General features: G+C 64.0%; 19 protein-coding genes. 1 reads left to right on the top strand and 18 read right to left on the bottom strand.

Annotated features, from left to right (window positions below):
• Nucleotides 1-40: 40 nt before the first annotated feature.
• The 18 genes from D106_RS0105205 to gspE form a co-directional block, all read right to left on the bottom strand.
• The gene (locus D106_RS0105205; RefSeq protein WP_026280574.1) at nucleotides 41-3355 is read right to left on the bottom strand and encodes a glycosyltransferase; all 3315 of its coding nucleotides are present in this window, start codon (nucleotides 3353-3355) and stop codon (nucleotides 41-43) included.
• Between the two features lie 17 nt (nucleotides 3356-3372).
• Nucleotides 3373-5286: a glycosyltransferase family 2 protein gene (locus D106_RS15235; RefSeq protein WP_231372850.1), complete on the bottom strand. Its 1914-nt coding sequence runs from the start codon at nucleotides 5284-5286 to the stop codon at nucleotides 3373-3375.
• Complete coding sequence (locus D106_RS15230; protein WP_231372849.1) at nucleotides 5283-6101, bottom strand: hypothetical protein; 819 nt, start codon at nucleotides 6099-6101, stop codon at nucleotides 5283-5285. Before D106_RS15230 ends, D106_RS15235 begins: the two co-directional genes overlap by 4 nt.
• A 126-nt stretch (nucleotides 6102-6227) precedes the next feature.
• Complete coding sequence (locus D106_RS0105185) at nucleotides 6228-6932, bottom strand: sulfotransferase (RefSeq protein ID WP_018879405.1); 705 nt, start codon at nucleotides 6930-6932, stop codon at nucleotides 6228-6230.
• Nucleotides 6933-7032: 100 nt separating this feature from the next.
• On the bottom strand, nucleotides 7033-8868 hold the full coding sequence (locus D106_RS0105180) for a hypothetical protein (RefSeq protein WP_018879404.1): 1836 nt from the start codon (nucleotides 8866-8868) through the stop codon (nucleotides 7033-7035).
• Nucleotides 8869-9091: 223 nt separating this feature from the next.
• Nucleotides 9092-10036, bottom strand: a complete 945-nt coding sequence (locus D106_RS0105175) for a peptidylprolyl isomerase (RefSeq protein ID WP_026280572.1) — start codon at nucleotides 10034-10036, stop codon at nucleotides 9092-9094.
• Between the two features lie 256 nt (nucleotides 10037-10292).
• On the bottom strand, nucleotides 10293-11828 hold the full coding sequence (locus D106_RS0105170; RefSeq protein ID WP_018879402.1) for a hypothetical protein: 1536 nt from the start codon (nucleotides 11826-11828) through the stop codon (nucleotides 10293-10295).
• A gap of 538 nt (nucleotides 11829-12366) precedes the next feature.
• A complete protein-coding gene (gene gspD, locus D106_RS0105165) occupies nucleotides 12367-14685 on the bottom strand; it encodes a type II secretion system secretin GspD (protein ID WP_051077449.1) in 2319 nt (772 codons plus the stop codon).
• Between the two features lie 86 nt (nucleotides 14686-14771).
• Nucleotides 14772-15332, bottom strand: coding sequence for a hypothetical protein (locus D106_RS0105160; protein ID WP_018879400.1), 561 nt, complete (start codon nucleotides 15330-15332; stop codon nucleotides 14772-14774).
• Nucleotides 15329-15916, bottom strand: coding sequence for a type II secretion system protein GspM (gene gspM / locus D106_RS0105155; RefSeq protein ID WP_018879399.1), 588 nt, complete (start codon nucleotides 15914-15916; stop codon nucleotides 15329-15331). The genes D106_RS0105160 and gspM overlap by 4 nt, the downstream gene beginning before the upstream one ends.
• Entirely contained in the window at nucleotides 15913-17115 is a 1203-nt protein-coding gene (locus D106_RS0105150) for a PilN domain-containing protein (RefSeq protein WP_018879398.1), read from the bottom strand. The genes gspM and D106_RS0105150 overlap by 4 nt, the downstream gene beginning before the upstream one ends.
• 173 nt (nucleotides 17116-17288) lie before the next feature.
• A complete protein-coding gene (locus tag D106_RS0105145; protein WP_018879397.1) occupies nucleotides 17289-18140 on the bottom strand; it encodes a general secretion pathway protein GspK in 852 nt (283 codons plus the stop codon).
• Between the two features lie 44 nt (nucleotides 18141-18184).
• Nucleotides 18185-18874 (bottom strand): prepilin-type N-terminal cleavage/methylation domain-containing protein, encoded by a 690-nt coding sequence (locus tag D106_RS0105140; RefSeq protein ID WP_081620058.1) that lies wholly within the window; start codon nucleotides 18872-18874, stop codon nucleotides 18185-18187.
• A complete protein-coding gene (locus tag D106_RS0105135) occupies nucleotides 18871-19263 on the bottom strand; it encodes a prepilin-type N-terminal cleavage/methylation domain-containing protein (protein ID WP_018879395.1) in 393 nt (130 codons plus the stop codon). The genes D106_RS0105140 and D106_RS0105135 overlap by 4 nt, the downstream gene beginning before the upstream one ends.
• Nucleotides 19263-19733 (bottom strand): GspH/FimT family pseudopilin, encoded by a 471-nt coding sequence (locus D106_RS0105130; protein WP_018879394.1) that lies wholly within the window; start codon nucleotides 19731-19733, stop codon nucleotides 19263-19265. The genes D106_RS0105135 and D106_RS0105130 overlap by 1 nt, the downstream gene beginning before the upstream one ends.
• 159 nt (nucleotides 19734-19892) lie before the next feature.
• Nucleotides 19893-20330 carry a type II secretion system major pseudopilin GspG gene (gene gspG / locus D106_RS0105125; RefSeq protein ID WP_018879393.1) on the bottom strand — a complete coding sequence of 146 codons (438 nt, stop codon included), beginning with the start codon at nucleotides 20328-20330 and terminating at the stop codon, nucleotides 19893-19895.
• Between the two features lie 122 nt (nucleotides 20331-20452).
• Nucleotides 20453-21658: a type II secretion system F family protein gene (locus D106_RS0105120; protein ID WP_018879392.1), complete on the bottom strand. Its 1206-nt coding sequence runs from the start codon at nucleotides 21656-21658 to the stop codon at nucleotides 20453-20455.
• A gap of 2 nt (nucleotides 21659-21660) precedes the next feature.
• Entirely contained in the window at nucleotides 21661-23382 is a 1722-nt protein-coding gene (gene gspE, locus D106_RS0105115; protein ID WP_018879391.1) for a type II secretion system ATPase GspE, read from the bottom strand.
• A gap of 244 nt (nucleotides 23383-23626) precedes the next feature.
• Here gspE and rfbB point away from each other — a divergent pair, with 244 nt between their 5' ends.
• The gene (gene rfbB, locus D106_RS0105110) at nucleotides 23627-24715 is read left to right on the top strand and encodes a dTDP-glucose 4,6-dehydratase (protein WP_026280568.1); all 1089 of its coding nucleotides are present in this window, start codon (nucleotides 23627-23629) and stop codon (nucleotides 24713-24715) included.

Below are 24715 nucleotides of genomic sequence, written 5' to 3'. Positions count from 1 at the left end.
CAGCATGGCAAGCCGTGTGCGAGCCGTCACGGGTTGAAGGTCATTGCCCCGAGACCTCCGACCACTCATTGCGCACGAACAGAGTCTGATACCCATCCGGATCCGCGGACTTGAGGTCGGTCGTCGCCTTCTGCAAGAAGTGGTAGACCTTCGAGTGCGGGGTGTACACGATGGTCCGGCCGGCGATCTGACGCACGGCTTCGCAATACAGGCGATCGGAACGATAGTGCGGCCCGTTCTCGTGATCCAGAGGGCCAATCGTACTGATCGTGTCGCGCGGAATATACACGGCGAAGAAGGGCGCAAAAGACAAACCGAAGTACCCCTTTGCATGGCCCAATCCCGCCTGCAGGACATTGTCATGATGCAGGGACAGATTGACGTCCGCTTCTCTGGACGCATCCATGACCGGGTTATGCACGTCAATGGTTTTGGTCCCGGGCAACAACACCTGGCGGGGCACGATCAGGCCTGCATTGGGGACGTCGCGCCGGGCGGCCTGCAGGGCCACGGCCCACCCGGGTGTTACGACCGCATCATTGTTCAGCAAGATGACATCGTTTTCCGGCGCGGCCAGCTCGATCCCCTGATTGACGGCATAGGTAAACCCAAGGTTGTTGTCGTTCTGGATCAACCGCAGACGCCCAGCCTCGGCCTGCCCGCGCAGATAGTCGCGCACATCGTCGGCTGATGCGTTGTCTACCACGATCAGCTCGAAGGGCGACTCCGTGAAGCGATGCACTGCCTCGACGCAGACCTTCAAGTAGTCCAGACAACCATACGATGGAACCACGATGCTGACAGGCGTCGGGGCGTCCACCTGAAGCCTGTGGCGGGGAGGGTACATACGCTCGACCCCTTCTACCCCGACAGGCCCCAGCAAGTCCGAGAGTCTCGCCTGCGCGAGATACTCGTCGACGAATGCAAGGGCCTCGAAAAACGGCCGCTCACGGGTAATCTGATTCTCGGCCGCATCGTGATAATAGTTACTCAAGACGCAGGGCACGGGCTGTGGCGCACGCGCCTCGGTCGCGCGCAGAAGGAATTCCCAGTCCATCAGCCGCCGCATCGACTCGTTAAAACCGCCAGCGCGCTCGATGAGTTCGCGGCGATGCAGGATTGCCCCAAGATCGATGAAGTTGCGGTTCTCCAGTAGCGACCGACTGAACTGTGCAAAGCGGACACCTTCCTGGATCGCGCCGTCGCCCGCCCCTCGAAGGATGGATTGCGCACAGTAGACCATATCGAATTCGGGTTCGGACTCCAGCACACCCAGGAGAATCCGGACGAAGTCCCGCTCCATCGTGTTGTCGGTATCGAGATACGTCACAAACTCGCCACGCGCCTTTTCCAGGCCGAGGTTTCGCGCGACCGCGGCCCCGCGATTGCGCTCCATCCGGAAATACCGAATACGTTTGTCGTCAAACCCTCGCACGACCGATTCGGTCGCGTCTGTACTGCCGTCATCCACGATAACCAGCTCGAAATGCTCATGGGATTGCGCCAGCGCGCTGGAGATGGCCGTGGCAATGCAGGACGCACGGTTGTGCGTCGGCATCACGATCGAGACCAACGTGTTGCTCGAGGCCTGTTCGAAACGCCTCGCAAGATGTTTTTGCACGCCACTCATGTGGCCAAGCACGCGGCGATCCTCTTCCGAAAATGGCGCATCCAGGGTCAAGGTGAAGATCGACAGCCGGTTAAAGCTGCTGAAGTCCTGATAAGCACCGGCGGGAGCGCCACCCGGGCCCGACCACGCGGGCTCCGAGTTCGCTGCGCCCTCGCCGACGGACCCATTGGCACGGCCACCCCCGTGCGCCATGTAGTGCGCCAGCGGATTCAGCCCGCTACCGGACACCTCGGGATGCCGAGAAAAATACCGCAGGGTATTGAAACCAGGCCCCGGATTGCGGCCCTCGGTCGCGCCGTGCTGCACAAAATGTAGGAGTGGATGCGTACGGGAAGCGGCGACGTCTGGGTATCGCCGGATGTACCAGGAGGTATCGAACCACGGGTTGGGATTCAGCCCTTCGCTGACCCCGTGTCGCAGGTAGTGCAGCAGGGGATCCAGACCGCTCTCGCGAACCTGGGGATACTGCTCGAGATAGTATTCACGGTCGAAGAGGCCGGAGTCGCGAAGCCGCTCGTAGGTATCGAATTCCGTCGGCTTGACGCCTATCTGGCGCAAATCGCGCAGGTTCCGCGCATAGGCCGGACGGCGCGCGAGGCGCTCGAGTCGCCGCAGGGGCCCCGTCACCCGCCACGAGAGCGACCGCATGAGCGCATCCTTCTCTGCCTGCAGGCGTTGTCGCTCCCGGTGACTCAGCCGCAACTGAGCGGACTGGTCATTCAGCCGCTTTCGGGCCTCGTTGTGTTGTTCACCCAATGCCTGCAGCCGCGCTCGAACCGAGTCGAGCTCACGCTGCATTCGAGAACGCGCGGATTCCGCCTCACGCAATTTGTCGACAAGAGCACGCCGACGCAATTCGGATTGCCAGTGCCAATGATCATACGACTCCAGCAAATCGTTTGCGGCATCCAGCTCGCCAGTGCCGGCGGCAGCCAGCGCCTGCAGCCGCCCCTCTGCATCCTCATCGGGCTGCTCGGTCACTTCGCACAGAGACTGGAACAGACGGGCGACAGAGTCAGGGATACCGGACTCATCCAGCACGCGCTGGTGACGGTGCCCCTCGGACAAGAAGGCCTCGACCTCGGGGCGGCTCTCGTCCAGCGAACGCGGCCAAGCGATCCCGAGTCGCTCACCAATACCCGACACCGTTTGCTGCCAGTCCGCCAGCAGATCGTCGTAGCTTACGAAGCAACGGGAAAGGTGCTGGGTAGACCGCTCGGCCTCCAGCATGTAGCGCTCCCAGAGGCGCAGACCGACCCCATACGGGACCTCCATATCGCGCCGTGCCTCCAGCGAGCGGGCAACCTCGGCGGGATGTCGCAGCATGATTACCACGCCCGCGCGGGCGCCAAAGTCCGACAGCACAGCCTCCCACAAGGGCATCAGGCGACACATGCGCGGGTCTTTCATCACGAACAGGTTCGAGTCCGCGAAATCCTGTTCGAGGTAGTCCCGCAACCTGGCGCGCAGCTCGCGAATGTCGTCGCGCTCCCACCACTTGTCGGGCAGCGGATGCAGGCTCTGCCAGCGCTGCCCGAGAAGTCCCAGCACCTCGTCCTGCAACTCCACCAGGTCGCGGGACTCCCAGAAACCGGTGCGGTTGTTCTCGGAGGGTGGCAGCAGGTTTCGGGCAATGTCCGCGCCCTGAAGGTTCAGCACACGGGACAATGCCGACGTCCCGCTACGGTGCATTCCCAGGATAATGACGGCGGTTCGGTCGTTCACGCATTCTCCTTGCGACATCACTCCCCCCTGGCGTGGCCACCAGCCACGAGTTCCGGGGCGTTCAGTTCCCGGCGGCCCGCGAATCTCCCGGTGCGGGGAGGAAAACTGCATCGTCCCCGCTCGTCGGTAGTGGACAGGTTCGGGCTGCCAAAGGGATCTTCGTAGCCCTGTGTTCCCCATCTCGACTGCAGAAAGGCCACCTCCCGAGCCGCGCGTTCGCGCTTTTCGGGGTTCGCCGTTTCCGGCCCCCGAGTGGCGGACTCGTGATGGAACAGCAATGCGTAAGGGGTGTACCGGTTGCGATACCCCTGTGCGCGCAGTTTCAGGCACAGATCCACGTCGTTAAAGGCGACCGGCAGGCCCTCTTCCTCCAGCCCTCCGACCTCCAGAAACACCTCGCGGCGCATTACCATACACGCCGCGGTCACGGCAGTGAATTCCTGTGTATCCAGCACCCGCGACGCGTTGCGGCCTTCGCCTGGATGGGTATAACGCATGAAATGGCCCGCCACGCCACCAAACCCCACCGTAACCCCGGCATGCTGGATCGTTCCATCGGGAAACAGCAGGCGCGCCCCGACCGCGCCCGTGTCCGGACGCAGAGCATGGCCCACCATGTCGTTTAACCAGTGGCGGTCGATCACCTCAATGTCGTTATTGACCAGCGCGATCAACGGAGAATCGCACCGGGCGACCGCTCGGTTGTTCAGGCGGCTGTAGTTGAAGGGGATATCATCGCGGAACACCCGTACGCGGTCCGCGTAGGGGCCCCGCGCCAGTGAGTCGAGGTAGGACAACGTCTCGGGATCATCGCTGCCGTTGTCGATGATATGAATCTCGTAGGACGGGTACGCCGTGCGCTCGAGGATACTCGTCACACAGGGGCGCAGGACGTCCAGACCGTTGCGCGTGGGGATGATCAGCGTCACACGCGGCGCGGGGTCGGGGACGGGATAGCGGACCCGAATGCGTTGCGGATCCAGAGGGGATCTCTCCACCGTCGCAGCGCAGTGACGCCGTAACAGATATCGCTGTACCGCATCGGCGTCGGCGGGTCCGAGCCCACAGGTCAGGTGATGCTGGAGAACACGCGGGAGATGCACCAGCCCATCCTCTCCCTCCGCGGCCACGAAGAGACTGAGGGCATGGACACCCCCACACTGGTCGGCGTGAACGGCCGCCTGGAACATTCCCCCGGGTACCACACAGAAACCGCCTGCCAGGTTGCGACCCAGGGCGAGATCGGTATTCCATTCCGGCTTGAACAGCGGGTCATTGTGCCGACCTTGTCTGTCGAGCCGATCTTCGTCCGAATACAACAACCGGGCGTCGGGGCGCTGTGCAAGGGTGTCGCGGATGAGCCAGAGCGCGAGCGGATGCAGCCGGACACCCGGCTCCAACAACATGACCGCCGGTTCCGACTGCTGAGGCACGATCGAGGCCCATTCCCGCCGCTCGGAGTATTCGGCGAGGGACCGGACCAACACGATCTCTCCAGGGTGTTGAACCCGGCACAAACCGGAACACGCCGGGAGTGCCCCCGCGTCCTGCACCACGATCCAGAGGCGCCATCCGCCGCCCAGTTGCTGACACACCGAATCGACCGTATCACCCAGGAACTCGGACTGGTGCGCCGCCAGCTGGATCACAACATCGAGGACCGGCGATGCCTGATCCCCTTGAAGCTGGCGTTGTACCCAGCGGCGCTGGGCCCGCGAAATCCGGCCGAATCGACGCCACCAGCGCCGGTATTCAGCCTTGAGGTCGAGGCGGCACCAGGGCAACCGCCGCCGGATGGCCGCCCACACCGGTCGAGCCCGGCCTGCAAGGCGGCGGCGAATACGAGCCGAAGGGAATGGCAAGCGAGAATAGGCCGCCCGAACGCGCTGCTGCCAGCCGCTACTTCTCGGCTGCGTGACGGGGTCGTTCACCCACCCCTCCGGCGAAAATGGCGCCAGCGGAACCAGCGACCGGATGGCCGCAGCATTTCCGGCACCGCCCAGGCCCAGTACCCCTCGCGCCAGGCCTGGCGCACCAGTTCGTAGAGCTTCATGTCCAGCGCGTTGTTTTCCAGGATGGCGTCGATATCGCCGCTGGTCACCGAAAAACTGCGCCGGCCCCGGTTACGGCGCTCGCCCAGTTCAAGACGAAAGGACAAATCCTCGCTGGTCATAAGTAACCCAAAATCACCCAAAGAGCCCAGCGAGGCCTCCGTGATCCCCAGCTGATGGGCCTGAAGGTTTCGCTGCTGAACGGCGGCGGCGAACTCCTGCAGCGTCAGCTGGCCCGTTGCCACTCCGGTCGCCAGAGGATCTTCGGGCGCGCCACCATGGGAAAGAAAGTGCTGGTAATGGGAAATGCAGCGGTCGACCGGGTGGCGCAGGATCGACATAACCTCTCCGGTAGAGAAGGCTTCATTCCAGAGCGGGTACCGGGTGTGCCCGTAAAGTACAGACACCCCCGCGCGCTCGAGGGCATCGCGCAGTTCCCCCTGCGCACGTCCGGCCGAAGCCTTCAGCTCCGGATGAGTCAGCGGATGATCGGGACCGTAGTCGCACGCCAGCCGGGACCCGAGATTGGCCTCCAGTCGATGCCGGAGGCTGGTGCCGGCCGTTTTGGGGATATGCACAAACAGCTTCAACGGGTACTCCCTGAGAAATTCGCTTTCGGCCCCCCCGCCGCAGGCGGGCTCGTGAACCGGTGTCGCCCTGGTGATGCCGGACCACGCGCCGCATGCGGAGGCCATGCGCGGGCGCTCCTTCGCGCACAATGCGCGAGGTTCCCGACCCTTGGTCGGCCCGGTCGATTGCGGCCCGTCAGTGTACCGGGGTAACCACCGCGAGCGGTACGCGACCGTACCGTTGCGGCCCGGTCACTCGAGCCACGGTCGAGGGTCCCAGTCGATCTCGCCCGCCAGAGCCTCAACCGGATCGGCATAGAGTTCGCACAACACGTCCCTCAGGTGCCGGGGGAGTGGATGCGCCTGGCCCGCGAACACCCGCTGGCCCAGGGCCTCGGGCGTCCAGCCCGAGTGCCAGCCAAGACCCGCGAGATCAGCGACCTGGCGCAGCAGACCTTGCGGGTCCTCCCGAATCTGCTCGAAGCGAAGTACGCAGACCCGACCCGTTCCATAGGCGCCTCGCCACAAGCGCAGGGCGCGGGCATAGTCCCCACGCAGCCGGGAACCACGCGAGCGAAAGTGATCAATGAACCACTGGTCAGAGGCCTCGTCGATCGTCATCTCGGCACGCCCCAGCGCCATCAGCGCGGACGACCAGGCACGCTCGACCGGGTTGCGCAGCACTAACACCACACCGGCCTGCGGCGCGGCACGGTAACAGGCCCGCACCGCTTCCTCACCAAGGGTGGAATAGGCCGGGGTAATGTCGCATTCGCAGCGATCCGGGGCGGTGGAGAACAACGCCTGGTATGCCTCTTCCCCGCGCTCCGGGAAGTGTCGGTCCCAGAAGTGGACCTCCTTTCCGGCCGGAAACTCGACTGCGGGATGCCGCGCAAGCTGGCGGTGCAGCCACGTCGTACCGGCTTTCTGAGCGCCTATGCCAATCAGCCGCAACATACAGTCAGGCTCTCGTACCCGCGGACCAGGCAACGGCGTTGCACGTTGGATTGCATTGAAACCGAGCCAGCCGGAGGCGCCACGACCCTGGACGTTCGCATCAAAGCCCCTGCTCCGACGCCACATACTCCCTGAGACGCGGCCACAGACGCAGGCCGTGGCCCAGGACGGCGCAACTCGAGCGCATTTCATCCAGCCATGCCGGGCTTGGGGAACAACTCACCGCCAGCACATTCTCCAGATTGCGGGCATAGCGCTCGATTTCGTCACGCATTGCGCCCTGGATACGCCCATCCTCCAGGTTCGGGCCCAGCAGGCGTAGACGGAATGCAGCCGAGGAGACGCGCGACTCGTCGACCACCTTGCGCAGATCGGCATCGTTCATCCGGGCAATGCGCAGCAAATGCTCGACGACCTCGTTCAGACGACTATCCGCCGACGCCCCCTGAAGGCCAGCGACAAACTGCTGAACCATCTCACCAAGCTGCTCCACGGGTGGGGCAAGCTCCTGCCCGTCCCGCTCACCAGGATGCTGCCAGGGTCCAGGTTCGTCCAACCGGTGAGGCAGCGCCCAGGGAAACTCGAAGCGAGCCTGATCCGGATGGATTCCGGCCATCAGGGCGCCGAGCACATCGTCGTTGGAGCCGCGCCCCACAGGGGGCACACAGGGGAGCAGCGTCCGATTGTCCAGCCCCAGGAGGATGCTCATGAGCGAAGGATCGAAATAGATCGCCGGTTGGGTAACCGTGCGCCAGAAAACACGCTTCGGTTCACCCGCCTCCATGCAGCGATTGAAATACTCGGCGTTGCGCAACGCTGCATCGCCAGAACGTGCATAGAAGGAAAGCTCATCCGGCGTTCCGGGGTCTCCCGCGATCCCGTTCCGGCTGGCGGCAATGCGAGTGGCCCGCGACAGGTGATCCAGAGTGGTGGCATCGGCATGCTGCAGCCAGTCGAGGTCGCCCCTGGTCTGCCCCAGACGCTCCAGGGCATCGAACGGATGCGCCCCCAGGACATCCAGATGCTGCTGGAGCGGATTGACATCCAGCGGTTGCGAACCCTCAATGAGTGCCTCTGCCGAACCCAGCGCATCATGACTCCGGGGAAGCCGACGGAGCTGCACGGCCTCACCCGTATCCGGGCGGGCGCGCGGCGCAAGCTCGCAGTCATCGTCCATGGCGACGAGCCGCAGCCCCGGCGTGAGCAAGGTCATCAGGTTGCGCACCTGACCGAAGGTCTGAGCGGACTCCGCGAAGGCCGAAGGCGCGAGCAACCAGCGAATACTGGCCGTATCCGCAGGGAACGCATCCGCTAGCTGGCGGGCGAATCCTTCCCGGCGACTGCGTTCCCAGTAATCCACCGGCAACCCGAGCGGCTCGAGCCGCTCCGCGACCTGGGCACGATTGCGACTGACGGACGCGTCCAGACGCGAGTCATCGATGATGATGATTCGCTCAGGGGGCTGCGCGGTCGGCAGATGGCGGGCCGCGCCCTCCACCGCCCGGGCAAACCACTCCGGACGGTCGCAGGTGGTCAGCACCATGGCCCATGGAGAGGGGTCCGAGGGGCCGGGATCCATCCGCTCCAGCCAGACACTCGCCGAGACGAGCATCCCCGCATGGGCCAGCTCGCGAACGACAGAAGCCACCTGCTCAAGGGGGATCTGGCTCGAATCGAGTCGGGCCTGAATGGCGCGCGCATGCTCGTCGAGCGTGCGAAACACCAGTAGGTCGTTCAGCAACGGCAGGAACGATGCGGGCAGCTCGCCCCGTTGCCCCGTCGTTCGATTGACGAGCAACGCTCGCCCCCCCGGCAAGGGATACGTCGCCACATCATCGAGTCGATGCCAGTGCGTGACGGCGGCCGTGACCGTGGCCGCCCCGTCCGCAGGAAAGGAGAACAGGTTGTGGTCGCGTTGTCGAAAGCGAAGGTCCATTACGAATTTCCGATATCAAGAATGGGCAACCCGAGGTCACGCAGCCGGTCCGGGTGTAACGAACCAAGCGGGGAATTGTATTTTGCCGCCGGCCGCCAATTCGACGGGCCAGAGCCCCCTGACGCGGCGCCCCAGATCGAGAGGGCCACGCACGGGACACCCTTTTCGGCCGGAGTGCCCCAAGCCACGCGGTCGAGGCACCCGGCTCGAACGGGGTGGTCCGTCAGGGCTGCTGCGGAGCGATCAGGTCCTCGACCGGGTCGTCGTCCTCGGCCTCGAGCTCGTCGCGCATGGATTCGATCACCGCCACGATGGCGTCCTCATCGATCTCGGCATCCCGGGGCGAAGCAACGGAAGTCAGATAACTGGTCAGCTCTTCCTCTACATACTCGGCGAGCAGGCGTTCCTTGATCCGATCCTCGACGGCCTCGAAGGGCCGGGGCTCCCCACCCTCGATATCACGCAGGTGAACCAGGTGGTAGCCAAAACGGGTCTCGACCAGTTCGATATCGCCTGGCTCCATTGCGAACACCACCTCGTCGAACTCCTCGACCATGCGCCCGCGCTTGAAAAACCCAAGATCGCCCCCGATTTGCCGGGTGCCATCCTCGCCGTGCTCGCGGGCGTAGTCGCCGAAGTCGGCCCCATCGCGCAGCTCGGCTAGCAGGGCCTGGGCTTCGTCGCGCCGCTGCTCCTTGCGGTCCTCGTCCGGGGCGCGCAGAAGGATGTGGGAAGCACGGCGCTCCTCCTCGACCATGAATTCGTCGAGATGGGCGTCATAGTATTCGCGAGCCGCATCGGAGAAGTCCGGCAACTCCATCTGATCCACGAACCGACGAGGAACGATCTCGCGGTACAGACGCTCCTGCAGGCGCTTGAGCTGGGCCTGCACGATGGCCTCGTCCGCATAGCCAAGTTCTTCGGCGAGCACCGCCATACGCCCGCGGAAATACATCTGGTGGATCAGGTCGCGCCCGGCTTCCGGGTTCTCCAGGAGCTCCCGGCGCTGATCCTCGGGGAGGATCCGGAGCTCGTTGGCCAGGTCGGAGCGTTCGATCACGACGCCATGGCCGGCGGCCACGGGCTGGGTTTCGTCGGTGTCCGCGACAGCCAGCCCAAGCGGGAACACGAAGAGCGACAGGGCGGTGAACAATGCGGTGCTTTTCATGAAATCCTCGTCATTAAAAAAGGTGAAGTGTACGGGACGCCCGAGCGGAGAAAAAGTTTCCGACGTCAAGTTTTTCCGGGCGATCGTTCACCCGGCGTCGGGACATGCCCGGGGTATGCGCCGAGCAGCACCCAAAAACAAAAAGGCCGCCCCCCGAAGGTGACGGCCTCTTCTTTGTGTCGCGACCCGTGGGCCGCGACACTCCAAGTCAGGGACTTGGGATTGCCTACAACATCGCCAATTACGGCTCCAGCGCTTAGTCGATGGTGACGTTGGTGTCGTAGGCGTGCTCGGTCGCCTGACCGTAGTTGCGGCTCGGATCCCCGAAGTCACGCTGCTTGAAGATGAAGCCGGTAACCGGCAGCGAGGAATCACCGTCAGCACCGAAGGAGATCTCGGCCCAACCGGTGTTGGCGTTGGACACCAGCTGGTTGGTATCCACCGAGCGGGCGATCGCGGAGTTCAGCGCGGATTCCATCTCGCTCGCGTTGCGAGCGATCTTCACCACGTTGGCCTCGTAGATCAGGGTGTCGATGGTCACCTCGGGCGGCGGGGCCGGGGACACGGTGGTGCCATCGGTCTCGACACGGAAGCTGCCCTCTTCGCGGTCGTAGATATCGTAACCCACGACGATCGGAGCACGACCATTGTCTTCGGCCTGGAAGGTCTCGCTGCCGAAGATGTTACCCGGGCACTGGAGATCCGTTTCCCAGGTGCTGAGGAACGAACCACCGCCAGTACCTTCGTTACGGTAGGCGTTACAGGCGGCCTGCATGTTGTCGCCGTCCACGTCGGTATGGAAGCGCTTGGTCGGGAAAGTCAGCACCCAGTCGGTGGCCGCGCCGGTCTGCGGGTTGGAGGCCCACTCATTGGCCACGGTGCTACGGCCAATTGCATCCGTGAAGTCGCCGAGGCCGCTCATGGACCAGAGCTGGGTACCGGAGACCAGGGTCGGCTCCAGGAAGTACGGGAACTGCTGGGCGGTGACGAAGTTCTGACCCATACCGTAATCCGCCAGGTGCAGCGACTCGACGCCAGCGGCGATACCGCGGCTCTGGTTCACCAGCGAGGCGTTGACCTTCAGCGGGGTGCTGCTCATGATCGGGCCATAGGCACCCTCACCGCGGGCGGCCGGATCGCCGGAGCCATCTTCGCCCGGAATAGCGTCACCAAAGTCGGCCGGGGCCCAGGTGCCGGCGTCGGCGGTAAAGGCACTGTCGACCATGCCGCAGTCGTTCGGCACGCCGTCAACATGCTTGGCCGCCCACGGGAGGCTGTCCACGGTATCTTCGGCGCCCGCAGGGGCTTCGCCCATCGTCAGGATTTCGATGTAGCCTTCGGACATGCGGCTGATGTCGCCGTCGGTATCCGTGTGATCGCTGAAGGTACCGGAGTAGGCCAGCTCGTTGGCCGTGGCGCCGCTGTCACGAACGCTCAGCGGGATGGTGCAGGAGGTGTCCTCGGTGCGCAGGACCGGACGGCCGTTCTCGTCGGCGCTGATCCAGGCGGTCCAGACGTCACGCGGGCTGAGGGCCACGTTGAAGTCGAGCACATCGCGGGAGTTGCGGGCTTCGTGCAGACGAACCTTGATCACCATCGAGTTGTCGGTGGTGTTGGTAACGTTCAGCAGGGTGCGCCAGCCTTCGTTGATGGTGTAGTACGGCACAACCGCAGCACTGCCGGCGCCGTTGTCGGACACAGTCACCGCGCTGGCATTGGACGCCAGCATCGAGGTGGACATGAGCCCCGCGGCCAGCAGGGCCGTCGTAAGCTTACGAGTTTTAAACATCATTCGAGTTTCCCTCTTCTTCGTGAACATGAAATTTCTACTTCACGGGTTTGCCACCCCTACCGGATCGCGCTGCGACCTCAGGACGGTATTTAAACCACACCCTACGGATTATGCAATCCCCCAGTGGGAATCGGGATTGGCTCAAAAAACCTGGCCCCGACCACAGTGCTCGCCGGTCGCGCCGACTTGGTTGCAAAACCCCCTGTGTTGCCTGGTCAACGGCGGGCCCTTTCGGGACCAAGGGGCGCAGGCGCCCTTGCCAGACCATTCTCCATTTCCGGCCCCGCCAACCGCGCGGGTTCGGGACCACCGTCAACCCCGGGAGGAAATCCCGACGGGTTCTCAGGGAAGCTACACGAGCCGCCCATAAAAAACAACACCCGTTACAAGCGGTTTCGAGGGATTCTGCGCGGGATTGATGACATTTTCGCGACACCCTGCGTGCGCACAATGCAACACCCCGAAACGCACGCCACAACGCACCAGTTCGGTGCGGCTGAAGCGGCCGTGTGGTGCAAGCCGGGCCGTTCGCGAGGCATCATGGTTCCGGCACCGGGGCAGGCTCATCCGATGGCTCCCGGGTCTCTGACGATAGAGCATCCCCCGTCTGCTGCCGCTCCCACTGGTCGCGCAGGCCACCAAGGCCGCGCATTCGCTCTTTGAATTCCTGCGTGATCGCGCGCGTGTCGGCCGAGCTTTCGGCGACCCGAGGGGTCAACAGCACGAGGAGTTCCGTGCGGCGAGAGATCTCCGTGGTGGTGGAGAACAGGTTCCCCAGCAGCGGAAGACGGCGCAGGCCGGGCACGCCGATCTGACCGGAGGACGTCTGGTCACGCATCAGCCCCCCCAGCACAATTGTCTCGCCGCTTTGCACCGCGACGGAGCTTTCGATCAAGCGCTGCTGGATGGTGGGCGAATCAATCCCGGAGGTTGTGGTTTCCGAGACATCGTTCACTTCCTGCAGCACATCCAGGGAGACCATGCCGCCGGCATTCACGCGCGGCGTGACCTGCAGGTTCACACCGGTATCGCGAAACTGGATGTTGCTGATGGCCACCGGATTGTCGGTCACCACGCTGGTCGCTTCGGAGGTCCGCACCGGCACCTGATCGCCCACGCGTATGGTGGCGCTGTGGTTGTCCAACACCATGACGGACGGGGTCGACAGGATGTTGACCATGGAATCTTCGGCGAGGGCACTCAAGACGGCGCGGACCTGACCCGCACTGTCGACCAGGGAATAGTTGAATCCGGGGAACTGGCGTGACAGCGAGTCACTACGACCGAAGACACCCTCGCCCTGGTAGCCGCGAACGCTGTTCTCGAGGAACCACTGCACGCCATAGCGCAGTTCGTCCTCGAGCGTCACCTCGATGATGCTGGCATCCACCAGCACTTGCCGAGCAGCCACATCCAGCTGGCGCAGGGCCCGTTCCAGGATCTCGTAATCCGGTGTGTTGGCGTAGATCAGCAGGCTGTTGTTGCCGTCATCCGCCACGATACGGGTGCGGCCGGAGAGCAGGCCGTTGTCAGGGTCCCCGTTGTCGGATGAACTGGCCGCATTGCCGCCCATGCCGCTACTGGTAGAGCCCGGGTTGCCGCGCTCGCCACGGTCCTGACCGGAAAGGTTGGAGAACCCCTGCCCCTGGCGTTCCCCGCCGCTGCCGATCAAGGCCGGCTCGGCACCCTGGGCGAGCCCGGACCGAGTGTCCCGCTCACTGCGCGTGCGTTCCGTGGAGCTGGTTTCAGCACCGAAGACATCACCCAGGACATCTGCCACATCGGTCGCCCGGCGATGCTGCATGCGATAGACATGGAGGCGGGCCGCCTGCATGTCTCGCGTGCGATCCAGCCGCTGCACCCAGGTTTCAGCTTCCTCAAGATAGCGGGGCTGCGGGGTCACCACCATCACCGCATTCAGGCGCTGAATCGGAATGACGCGAAACATGCCGGCCATTGGCGACTCGCCCTCGGCATTCATGAGCTGGTCGACCTCCTCGGCCAGTTCGACTGCGTCCGCATTCTGGAGCGTGAACAGGCCAACCGACATCCCCGCAAGCCAGTCGACATCGAAGATATCGATCGTTTCCTGCCAGTTCGCCAGTTCGCGCCGGGTGCCCGCGAGAATGAGCAGGTTGCGGGCACCATCGACCCGGACAAGCCCGCCTTCGCTCAGAAACGGCTCCAGGATCGTGGCCATCTCGGCGGCACCGACAAACTCAAGGGGCACGATACGGACGTTCAAGCCCGCCTGATCACTCCCCAGCCGTGGGGTGGCCTGGCCGCGCAAGGCGCCCGCGCGCGGGGTGACCCGGACCATGCCCTCGCCCTCGATCAGCGCGGCGCCGTTGATCCGGAGCAGCTCCTCCAGCACCGACAGCAACGCGGACTCCGGCAGCGGGCGGGTGGTCTGCAGGGTGACTCGCCCTTCAACCCCGGGGTCGATCAGCACGTTGCGGTCCAGCATGTCCCCGAGAATCAAGTTGGCGACCTCGCGCAGGCTGGCCCCTTCGAAATTCAGCGTGTATTCGCCGGGCTCGTCGCTCGGCGTGATGGCGCCGGCGGCGACTTCGCGATCGAACAGCTCGCCGGTACCGGGGTAGATCTGCACCAGGTCGCGGGCCGGCTCTTCCGCAGCCGGCTCGAGGGGTTCGATCTCGGTTGCGGGATCCGTACGTGCCACGTCACCCCGCTCGAGAACCTCCATCACCTCCTGCGAGACCGCCCCCTCCGTTTCCGGTGTATCCGAGGGCTGCATGGTGGCACAACCGGCCAGCCCCACCGCGACCAGAGTCATCCCCAGCGCCTTGCCAAGGCCTGGGGTAATCCGTTCAATGCTGTTACGCGTTCGTTTCATAGCCAATCTCTGGGGCGTACTGCACACCATGTGAATCGGGGCATCCGCGGGCTGGGCGCTTGCGCGCGGGCAGCACGCGGGGGGGGTCAGGGCAGCGGCGGCGCCGGCTGACCCAACGGCACGCGGTCTATGTCCAGCGAGCGGGAGTCCTGCGGGCGCAATGGTACACGCTGGGTTGCGCCTTCGCTGGAAAAGTCGGCGCCCCCCGCATCCAGGGACTCGAGGACCCAGCCATCCAGTTCATCGCCGGGGCGCAGGCGATGCATACGTTCTTCCTCTTCACGCTGCACCCAGACGTGCTTGTCATGCGGGGTCAGAACCACGCTCCGCAATTGGATCGCAAGAGGCTCCACCTCGTGCTCTGCGTCCGCCTCGTCTTCGGCCTCTGGCTCCTGTTCAGCGACGTACGGACGCCGCGAAGCACTGAACAGCGGGCGCTCCAGAAAAGCAGCCATACTGCCAGGCTCCGGCCATTCGGTGGCATCCGGGAGCGGCAGGGGCGCCACCTCGACATCCTGAACACCACTCTCCTGAACCACACGATCCGGCGTGTATTGATCCATCCACACACGAAGGCCCGCGAGCTGCACGGCAAGCGCCAGCAGGAGCGTCACGACGACAATGATCAAAAATGTGCGCCACGTCACGATTGTTCCGGCCTCCAGTAGGCGGACAGCTCGAGGGTGACGTCGGTCTTGCCGCGGTAATCGGCACGGCGCTGGCGATCGAATTCACGGCTGGCGCGCACACTCAGTTGTTCAACAAACAACAAAGGCCGGGCACGGTCGATCGCCTGGAGGATGCCAGCCAGCGACTCGCTGCCCGCCTCGAACTGGACACGCACGCCAATCCGCTGCAGACCATCCTCGTCCGAAGCCGCCTGCACCCGCGTGGATTGCACGTTCCCGTCATGGTCCGCAATGATGGCCGCAACCCGCTCCTGCAGCGCGGCCGTGGCGAGGGATTCGCTCGATTCCCGCTGGGTCAGCCCCTGCTGATCGAGCGCCCTCTCGAGCGCCGATACCTCGGCCTCGACCGCCGGGAGCTGCGCTGCGGCGTCCTGCACACGCTCCAGTCGGAAGCCCGCGTCGGCCACCGATTCGGCACTGGACGCCAGTTTCTGCACAACCGGGACGACCACGCCAAGCAGTGCGATCAGGATCAGGCTTGCCAGGATTCCGACCGCCAGGATCCGCCGCTCCCGCGGCTGCAGTTGTTCCAGCCGATTCATGGGTCCACCTCCAGCGGCACCGGCGTCTCGGTGCCGCCGGCTCCAGCCGGGGGCGTGTCCCCGTCTCCGGGCGCCACTCGGTCCAGCCCCCCCCCGATGTCGGCCATGGGGCGTAGCCGGGTCGCCAACTGGAAGCTCTCGCGTCCCCGGTCGTCACGACTGATGGGCGCCGTGAAGTTCGTGCGCTCGAAATAGGGCGAAGCCTCGATCAGGGCGATCAGCCCCGATGCGGCATCGGACTCGCCGTGCAAGGTGAACCGGTCTCCGCGCCACTGAAGCGTTGTCAGCCAGGTATGGTCGGGCAGGATCCGGGCCAATTCGACGACCGCATCCGCCAGAGGCGGGTGCTCGGCCTTGAGCTCGGGAAGACGGGTCAATTCCTGCCGGAGCTCCTGCTGTCGGTCGCGCAGCTCCTGCGACTGCAGGGCCTGGGGCTGCAGTTGCTGCAGCTCCGCGCGAAGATCCAAATATTGTTCGCGCATAAGCCACCATGGCGCCACGACCAGCGCAACCAGGAGCAGGACCACCATGCCCGCGAGCCAGACATTCGGCCCCGGCATGCCCCCTCGTCGGCGCCGGCGGTCGACCGGAAGCAGGTCGATACCCGCCTCGCCTGCGGCACGAACGGCCTCGGGATAGAGATCCCAGTCACCCAGGCGCAACAGCCAGGTGTCCAGTATTTCGCGCGGCATCACGACGAGACGCACCCGAATCTGCCCGGTCGCGGGAAGCCGCTCGACCAGCCGGTAGCCGAAATGGACCTGACTGGCCGGAAACGGCGTATGCCGGTCCATCTCGTACTCAAGCACGCGCTGCAGGTTGGAGCTCGCCGCCTGCGGCAAAGTGATATCCCGGACCAGAACGCCCGAACCCTGGGCCAGCTCCAGAACCCGACGGCACCGGGTCTTCGCGGCATGGAAGGCCGAATCATTCGAATCCGGCAGGCCGGCGGGCGGAGTGTCCGCAGCATCCTGAACTTCGAATCGAGCGAGCACCTCAGACTTGGCGATCCCCCGCCTTTCCAGGACCGCCGCTGCACCATTGCACTGCAGGACCAGCTCTTCGCGCCCCAGGCGCACATTCTCCTGCCAGCCGGCCGGCAGCAGGCCAACCAGCTCGCGCAGCCACCAGCGCAGGAAAGACGCCCCCTGATGCTGCCACCGGAGAAGCCGCGGGCGGAGCACCGAAAGGTTCAGCATCGGCCACTCCGAACGGCGATACCAATACCGAACGCGCCTTCACGGCAGGCCGAAGCCCCTTGCTCGCGGGATTCCGTCCCCGAGGAGGGCACTGCGTGCTCCCACTCCGGAAACCAGGTCAGACCGGGGAACACCGAGGCAGCAGTACGAACGCACATCCTGAATTGCGCCCCCTATCGGGTCTGACGAAAGTGAAGAATCCGGAACGGCTCGGGATCCGTGGAATCTGCTTCCTGAATGACAGCCCGCACCGTGTGCCGGGCACCAGAAGGCAGCTGTGCCGTCGACCGCACAGTATGCACATCCGTTCCGCCCGAGACCACATGCCGCGCCGCCAGCGCCGGCGGCTGACGCTCCTCCCGCAAGGCCCGCGCCCGGTCCGCCTGCCATCGATCCACGGTCTCCTGGTCAAGATCGGGGAGCGCCCGAATGACTTCGGGCGGCGCCTGCGAGGGATCAACCCCCCGGGCCCCCGAGAACGTAGTCACCATCGGCCGCAGGGCCCTGAACTCGGCCGCCCCGATTCCGGGAATCAGGAGCAGCTCCTCGACCGCGCGAAACGGCTCCCCGGCAGGCCCGTATTCGAGCCCTATTCGGGCGTACTCCGCCTGCCCATCCGGTTCAGCATCAGAATCCCGGCCACCACGCCACGCGATAATCCGGCCCGCGAGGGTATTGCGCATCGATTCGGATTCGACGCCGGCCTCAGCCAGGGCCGCCTCAAGCAGCTCCCGCGGCGCTTCATTGATATCGATTCGACCGGATTCGAGCGCAAGCTCGATCTCGAGGTCCACGCCCTGCCATGTGATCCGCCGGACACCTTCGCCCGGGACCCATCGTCTTTCGCGATCCGGGTGCACAAGCCCAAGCATCGCCAACCGCACGCCCGCCTCAGCCGCCGCCCGGGCCTGCGCCTCTTCCACCAGGTGATGAGCCGCGCCGGCATCCCTTCTGACCCCCAGCGAGAAACTGGCCGCCACAACGGACAGCAGCGTGATAATCCACAAGACCAGGACCAGTGCCATGCCGGACCGGGATCTCTGTCCCGAAAGGCTACGATGAACCAGCCTCATCGAACCTCCCAGGGGAATAGCGGGGCCGTATCGGCTGGGCGGTGCCCGGAGCGTGCGGCGAGCACCAGCTCACGGCCGTCGTCGCGAGTGAGCAGCAAGGCAACAAGATGCGGCATGTTGTCGTCAGCCCATCGGTCATGCCAGCGATAAACCTCGTCCTCTGCGGAACGGCCGTAATAGCGTACGGCTAGATCCTGGACGCCCTCCAGAAGGAGCTCGGAGTCTCGTCGGTGGGGCCCACCCGCATCGAACGTATCGGGATGAAAAAGCCCATGGCGCAAGAGCAGCCCGTGCCCCCGATCAGTGCGCCCCACTTCGAACTCCACCCAGCGAAGCCCCCCGCCCCCAAGGTGCGCGGGAAGCGTTGACACAAACCCGATTCGGTCTGGCTCTCCAACAAAAGCAAGGGAAGGCTGACCCTCCGCTGGCTCATGCCAGTCCACCTGCAGCGCATACGACAGGCGCTGCTGCAGAAACCGCGCGGCAATGGCCCATTCGGTCGACGTTTCGACACGGTTCTGAGCAGCGTCCCAGCTCCCCGCACCCATCCTGAGCCCGGAAAACAGGATCACCAGCATCAGGCTCAACACGACCAGCGCCACAAGCGTTTCCATGAGCGTGAAGCCCCTGGCGCCAGCACAACGACGCAGACCACCCGTTCGGGACGCGCGAATCCCGGATTTCATGGGGCCTGCTGCAAACGAATGGTGTCGAGGACCAGTTCGCGTTCACCGCGACCCGACGGCCACCAGACGCGAATGGACACTTGAAAGGCCGCCAAATCGTCCGGCCGCGGCGCGTCCACCTGCAGTGGTTGAATCCGTTGCTCCCAGCGAAACGGTGTCCCTGCGAAATGTCCATCCCGAGTGCCCGCCTCGAGCGGCGGCGTGTCGGCCGCAAGCGCCAGGCGACCCTGCGCCAGCGTCGCCGCCTGCGCGTATTCATCGGCCGCCGCGGTCGTTCGCAGCCCAGTCCCGAACACCTGGAACAGAACGCCGAGCACGAGCGCCATGATCACAAATGCCACCAGGACCTCCAGCAACGAGAATCCTTGCTGTCGGCGCAATCCGGACATCAGCCACCCTCCGGCGCGGGCCCGGGGCGCAGGTGTACCCGCCCCGTCAGCCAGGCCACCTCGATGGTGTACTGGCCGGCATCGGAGGTCAGTGTCACATGCCCGCCGGTCGAGGAGCCATCAGGGAAGAACCGAATCAGGCCTTCGGTCTCCGACAACAGCGAAGTGCGGTCGGTAAGCAAATCGACGTCAATCGCTCGCGAAAACGCATGGACACCCTCTCCGGAAAAGCCTACGAGACGGTACTGGCGTCGCTCCACATCCACCGCCACAGCGGTTTCCTGCTGAGTCGCGATGGCGCGCCCTCGCGCCGCCCGTAATGCCGACGCGACATCCCGCGCGGCAGCACGCGTCTCCATGCCGGAAAGGGCGCCCTCGAACTGGACGACAATCAGACCCGCAACACCTGCCAGGATGGCAAGCACTACCAGCAGCTCGATGAGGGTGAAGCCATGCGGACGCCGGGCCATCACCAATCCGCACCGCCCATCGATATCGAGTGATCACCGCGGGACAAGCCAGGGCACCGGGGGGGCTTGGGAGAACACGAACGGGTAGTCCGCGAAGGGACGGCTGGGCTGCTCATCCGTATCCCTGGCAGTCTGAATTGCTCCGCCGGACCCGCCGCGTCAGTCCCAATTATTGACAGGCTGATTCTCGCCCTCACCACCCGGTTGGCCATCGGCTCCATTGGTCCAGATGTCTACCGCGCCGTGTTCACCGGGGCTACGGTAGTTAAACGCGTTTCCCCAAGGGTCGAGTGGCACCTGGTTGCGCCGCAGGTACGAGCCGTTCCAGTTTCGGACGCCTTCCGGTTCCCGGACCAGTGCCTGGAGGCCCTGATCGGTGGTGGGGTAGGACCCTACGTCGATTCGATAGAGGTCGAGCGCCGCTTCGATCTCCTGGATCTGCAGTTCGGCCGTCTGGGTCTTGGAGTCACTCAGATACCGCATAACCTGCGGCCCCACCAGACCGGCCAGCAACCCGAGAATGACGAGCACCACCAGAAGCTCGATCAGGGTGAAACCGACTGCGCGCCGGGAACTGCATACTCGCGGATGACTCATGCGTCTCTCTTTCCTGCCGGGGGTGATCCGGACGTAACAGATAGAAAACAGGACCGCCGATTGTAGGCGGAATGGGCAGATATTCAATCCGTGCCCCGATAATCAATGTGGCGCGGCAAGACTCAGAACGCCAGCTCGTTCACGCTCACAATGGCGACCAGAATCGAGATGATGATCAGCGCGATCACCACTCCGAGCGTCACGATGAGCAACGGCTCCAAGAGCGACAGCATCCTCTGCACAGCGGTGCGAACTTCGCGATCATAGAGGTCTGCCACCTGAATCAGCATTCCCTCAAGCTGCCCTGTCTCTTCACCGACCTGGATCATCTGCATGCCCAGCTTGGGAAGCAGGGCGCTTTCCTTCAGCGGCTCGCTCATCCCTTGGCCACCGCGCAGGCCTTCGATTGCGGAATCGACACCACGCACCATCAAGCGGTTCGACAGAGTCTCGCGCACGATTGTCAGCGCTGCCAGAAGTGGTACGCCATTGCCCAGCAGAGTACCCAGCGTGCGACTGAAACGCGCCGCCTCGAGCCGCCGGACCAGCTCGCCGACCAGGGGCAGCCGAAGGGTTACCCGGTCCCAGCGCTCGCGCGAATCCGGGTGGCCCAACTGACGGTGCATGTAGAAACCCGCAAGAATGACGAACAGCGGGATACTCCACCAGTAACTACCGAGCCATTCCGCCGCTCCAACCACCATCTGGGTCAGCAATGGCAGCGCTTCGCCTGCATCCTCGAACAGCTGCGTAAACTGCGGCACGACGAAGACCATCAAGATCAGCACCGAAAGCACGGATACCGTCAGCAGGATTGCCGGATACACCAACGCTGAAACCACGCTGTCGCGCAACTCTCGCGAGCGAACGAGGTAGTCGGACAACCGATGAAGCACTTGCTCGAGACTCCCGCTCATCTCGCCGGCGCGCACCATATTCACGTAGAACCTGGAAAAGGTTCCGGTTTGCGCTTCCAAGGCATCCGACAACGTGCCCCCGCCGCGGACAAACTCGAGGATACGCTCCGTTAATTGACGTGTCCGCGGACGATCGGCAAGGTCAATGAGGATCTGGAGGGAGCGGTCGAGCGGAAGACCCGCGGCCAGGAGCGTGGCTAGCTCCTGCGTAAAGATTTGCAACTCCTGAGACCGCAGGCGCCCCGCTGTCGGGAAAGCGGCCCACTTGAAGCCGCCCCCGGATGCCACCCGGATAGGGATGTGACCGGCCGCCTGAAGCTGAGCCACGGCCGCCGCTTCGTCGACGGCTTCGAGTTCTCCCTCAGCCGTCTCGCCACTGGAGGTTGCCACCTTGTAGTAGAACGTTGGCATATTCAGTCGGAGGTTACCCGAAGCACCTCTTCCAGCGTGGTCTGGCCTCGCACGACCTTGTCAAGACCGTCTTCGTACATGGTGCGCATACCCTCGGCCCGCGCGGCGCGATCAATCTCGTGAGAGGTAGCGTGGCGCATGACCAAGCTGCGGATTTCTTCGGTCAGGACGAGGAACTCGACGATGGCCAGGCGACCCCGATAGCCCGTGTGAGAACACGCCTCGCACCCAACCGGTCTGCGCATCCGCATTCCATGCTCGAGCGCCCCGGGAGCCTTTTCCAGCTCATCGCGAAGGGAATCGGGCACTGGCTGCTCTTCGCAGCAGTCGGGACACAGTCGCCGCACAAGACGCTGCGCCAGAATGCCATTGACGGTGGACGTCAGCATGTAGTCATCCACCCCCATGTCGAGCAGCCGATTCACCGTGCCCGCGGCATCGTTCGTGTGCAGCGTACTCAATACAAGGTGCCCCGTGAGGGCCGACTGCATGGCAATCTGCGCCGTTTCCAGGTCGCGCATCTCACCAATCATGATGATGTCGGGGTCCTGACGAACGATGCTGCGGAGCGCCGCAGCAAAATCGAGGCCGATCTGGGGTTTGACCTGAATCTGGTTTACACCCTCAAGTTCGTATTCGACCGGATCTTCCACGGTCAGGATCTTGGCCTCGGGCGTGTTCAATCGAGACAGTGCAGTGTAGAGCGTCGTGCTCTTGCCACTACCGGTTGGCCCCGTCACAAGAAGGATGCCATGCGGTAATGAGAGCACTTCGAGAAATCGATCCAGAACCTCCCCCTCGAAGCCCAGCCTTGCGAAATCGAAGACAATGCTCTCCTTGTCCAGAAGACGCATCACCACGCTCTCGCCGTGCATCGTTGGAACACTGGACACCCGCAGATCCAACTCCTTCCCCAGCGCCCGAACCTTGATACGACCGTCCTGCGGCAGGCGGCGTTCGGCGATGTTCAGCCGCGCCATGATCTTGACCCGCGAAATGACAGCCGCAGCGGAGCGCGACGATGGGGCGTCAATGTCATGCAGGATACCGTCGATTCGGAGGCGCACCTTGAGCTTGCCCTCGAAGGGCTCGATGTGGATATCCGATGCTCGAGACTCGACCGCTCGCTGGAGGATCTGGTTCACCAGGCGGATTATGGGCGCCTCGCTGGCCATGTCGCGCAGATGCTCGACATCCTCCTCGCGGATGTCATCCTCGCCCTCGAGATCCGCCACCGTTTCCGCCCCCTCCTGGTCAGGGCGGACGATACGCTCCAGGGCCGCCGCGATCTCGGCAGGCACACCAATGGCCGGTACCACCTTGCTACCGGTGGCCAATCGCACCGCCTCAATCACGTAGTCATCTCGGGGGTCGGACATCACCAGATCGATAACGGCCTCTTCGCGCTTCACCGGCACGACCCTCGCTTCGGCAAGAAAGCGCCGAGAAATGCCGTCCGGGTGTTCGATCACATCGGGGAAGTCGTCCTGCGTCCAGAGGCGCCAGGGTCCTGTCGCGGCCAGCGCTTCGGCGCGATCACGCTCCGTGATTACACCAAGCCGGAGCAGAACGGCCATCAAGTCGAGCCCCTCACTGCGCGCCAGGCGCCGCCCGCGCGCGAGGTCGGCGTCGCGAAGCCTGCCCTCCGAAGCCAGCCATGCAGCAAGCGCCTCGTCAGCAACGGCTTGCTGCTCGGGTTCGAGAGGGGATACTTGAACGCTCATTCGCGGCTCACTGGCTTGGGAGAACCGTTGCCCGAGAGGCAACTTCGACTATATAAGCGCGACTTTCCGCACGTAAGCCATCAATCATACCGCTAGATGCTCCCCGGAAACATGCACCCATGGGCGCCCGGTCATCTGGTTGCCGCACTCGATCACGCCTTCGTTGGTCGTCGGCTGGTATAGTTCAGCGTTTTGTCGGCGGCCGGAACGGTCGCCTCTCACTACGACATCGTGTGACAGCATCATGCCCCGAACCATACTCGTAACCGGAGGAGCCGGCTTCATCGGCTCCGCAGCCGTTCGTCTGCTCGCGAACGCCCCTGACACACATGTGGTGAACCTGGACTGCCTGACCTACGCGGGAAACCTCGATTCGCTCCGTTCGGTCGAGGCGTCCTCATCCTACACGTTCGATCGTGTCGACATTCGCGATTTTCAGGCGGTTGTTCAGGCCATCGCGCGTCACGAACCGGACGCGATACTCCATCTGGCGGCCGAGTCTCACGTGGACCGTTCGATCACCAACCCGGGTGCGTTTATCGAGACGAACATCACGGGAACCCACAACCTGCTTGAAGCCACCCGGCAGTACTGGATGGGACTTGCACCGACGCAACAGAAGCGCCTTCGCTTCCTGCATGTCTCGACGGACGAAGTGTACGGGACGCTGGGCGACTCAGGAGCATTCAACGAGGATTCGCCGTATCGCCCCAACTCTCCCTATTCCGCCAGCAAAGCGGCCTCGGACCATCTCGCACGCGCCTGGTTTCACACCTATGGGCTACCCGTGATGATCTCGAACTGCTCGAACAACTATGGTCCGTTTCAGTTCCCGGAAAAGCTGATCCCCCACATGGTTCTGAATGCACTGCAAGGGCGACCCCTGCCAGTGTACGGGCGTGGCGACAACATCCGAGACTGGCTATTCGTCGAAGACCATGCTCGCGCCTTGATCCACATACTGGAGCGTGGCGAACCCGGCGAGACCTATACCATTGGCGGGCGCACGGAACGACGCAACCTCGAGGTAGTAGAAACCCTCTGCAGCCTGATGGACGAGGCCATACCTGCGAACCGTCGCAAAACGTCCCGACATCGGGAATTGATCGAGCTTGTGGCGGACCGCCCCGGACATGACTACCGCTACGCCATCAACGATGACAAGATTCGCTCGGAACTCGGCTGGAAGCCTCAGGAAGATTTCGACAGTGGGCTTCGCAAAACCGTCCACTGGTATCTAGAGAACGAGTGGTGGTGGCGCCGTGTCCTTTCCGGCGAATACCGTCTGGAACGTGCCGGCCTCTCACCAAACACCCCGATCACCCGGGCCTGA

The organism is Thioalkalivibrio sp. ALE9 (assembly GCF_000377445.1).
In the GTDB taxonomy this organism is placed as follows: domain Bacteria; phylum Pseudomonadota; class Gammaproteobacteria; order Ectothiorhodospirales; family Ectothiorhodospiraceae; genus Thioalkalivibrio.
The sequence above is the reverse complement of the archived record's forward strand: the minus strand, read 5'-3'. Positions and strand labels throughout refer to the sequence as shown.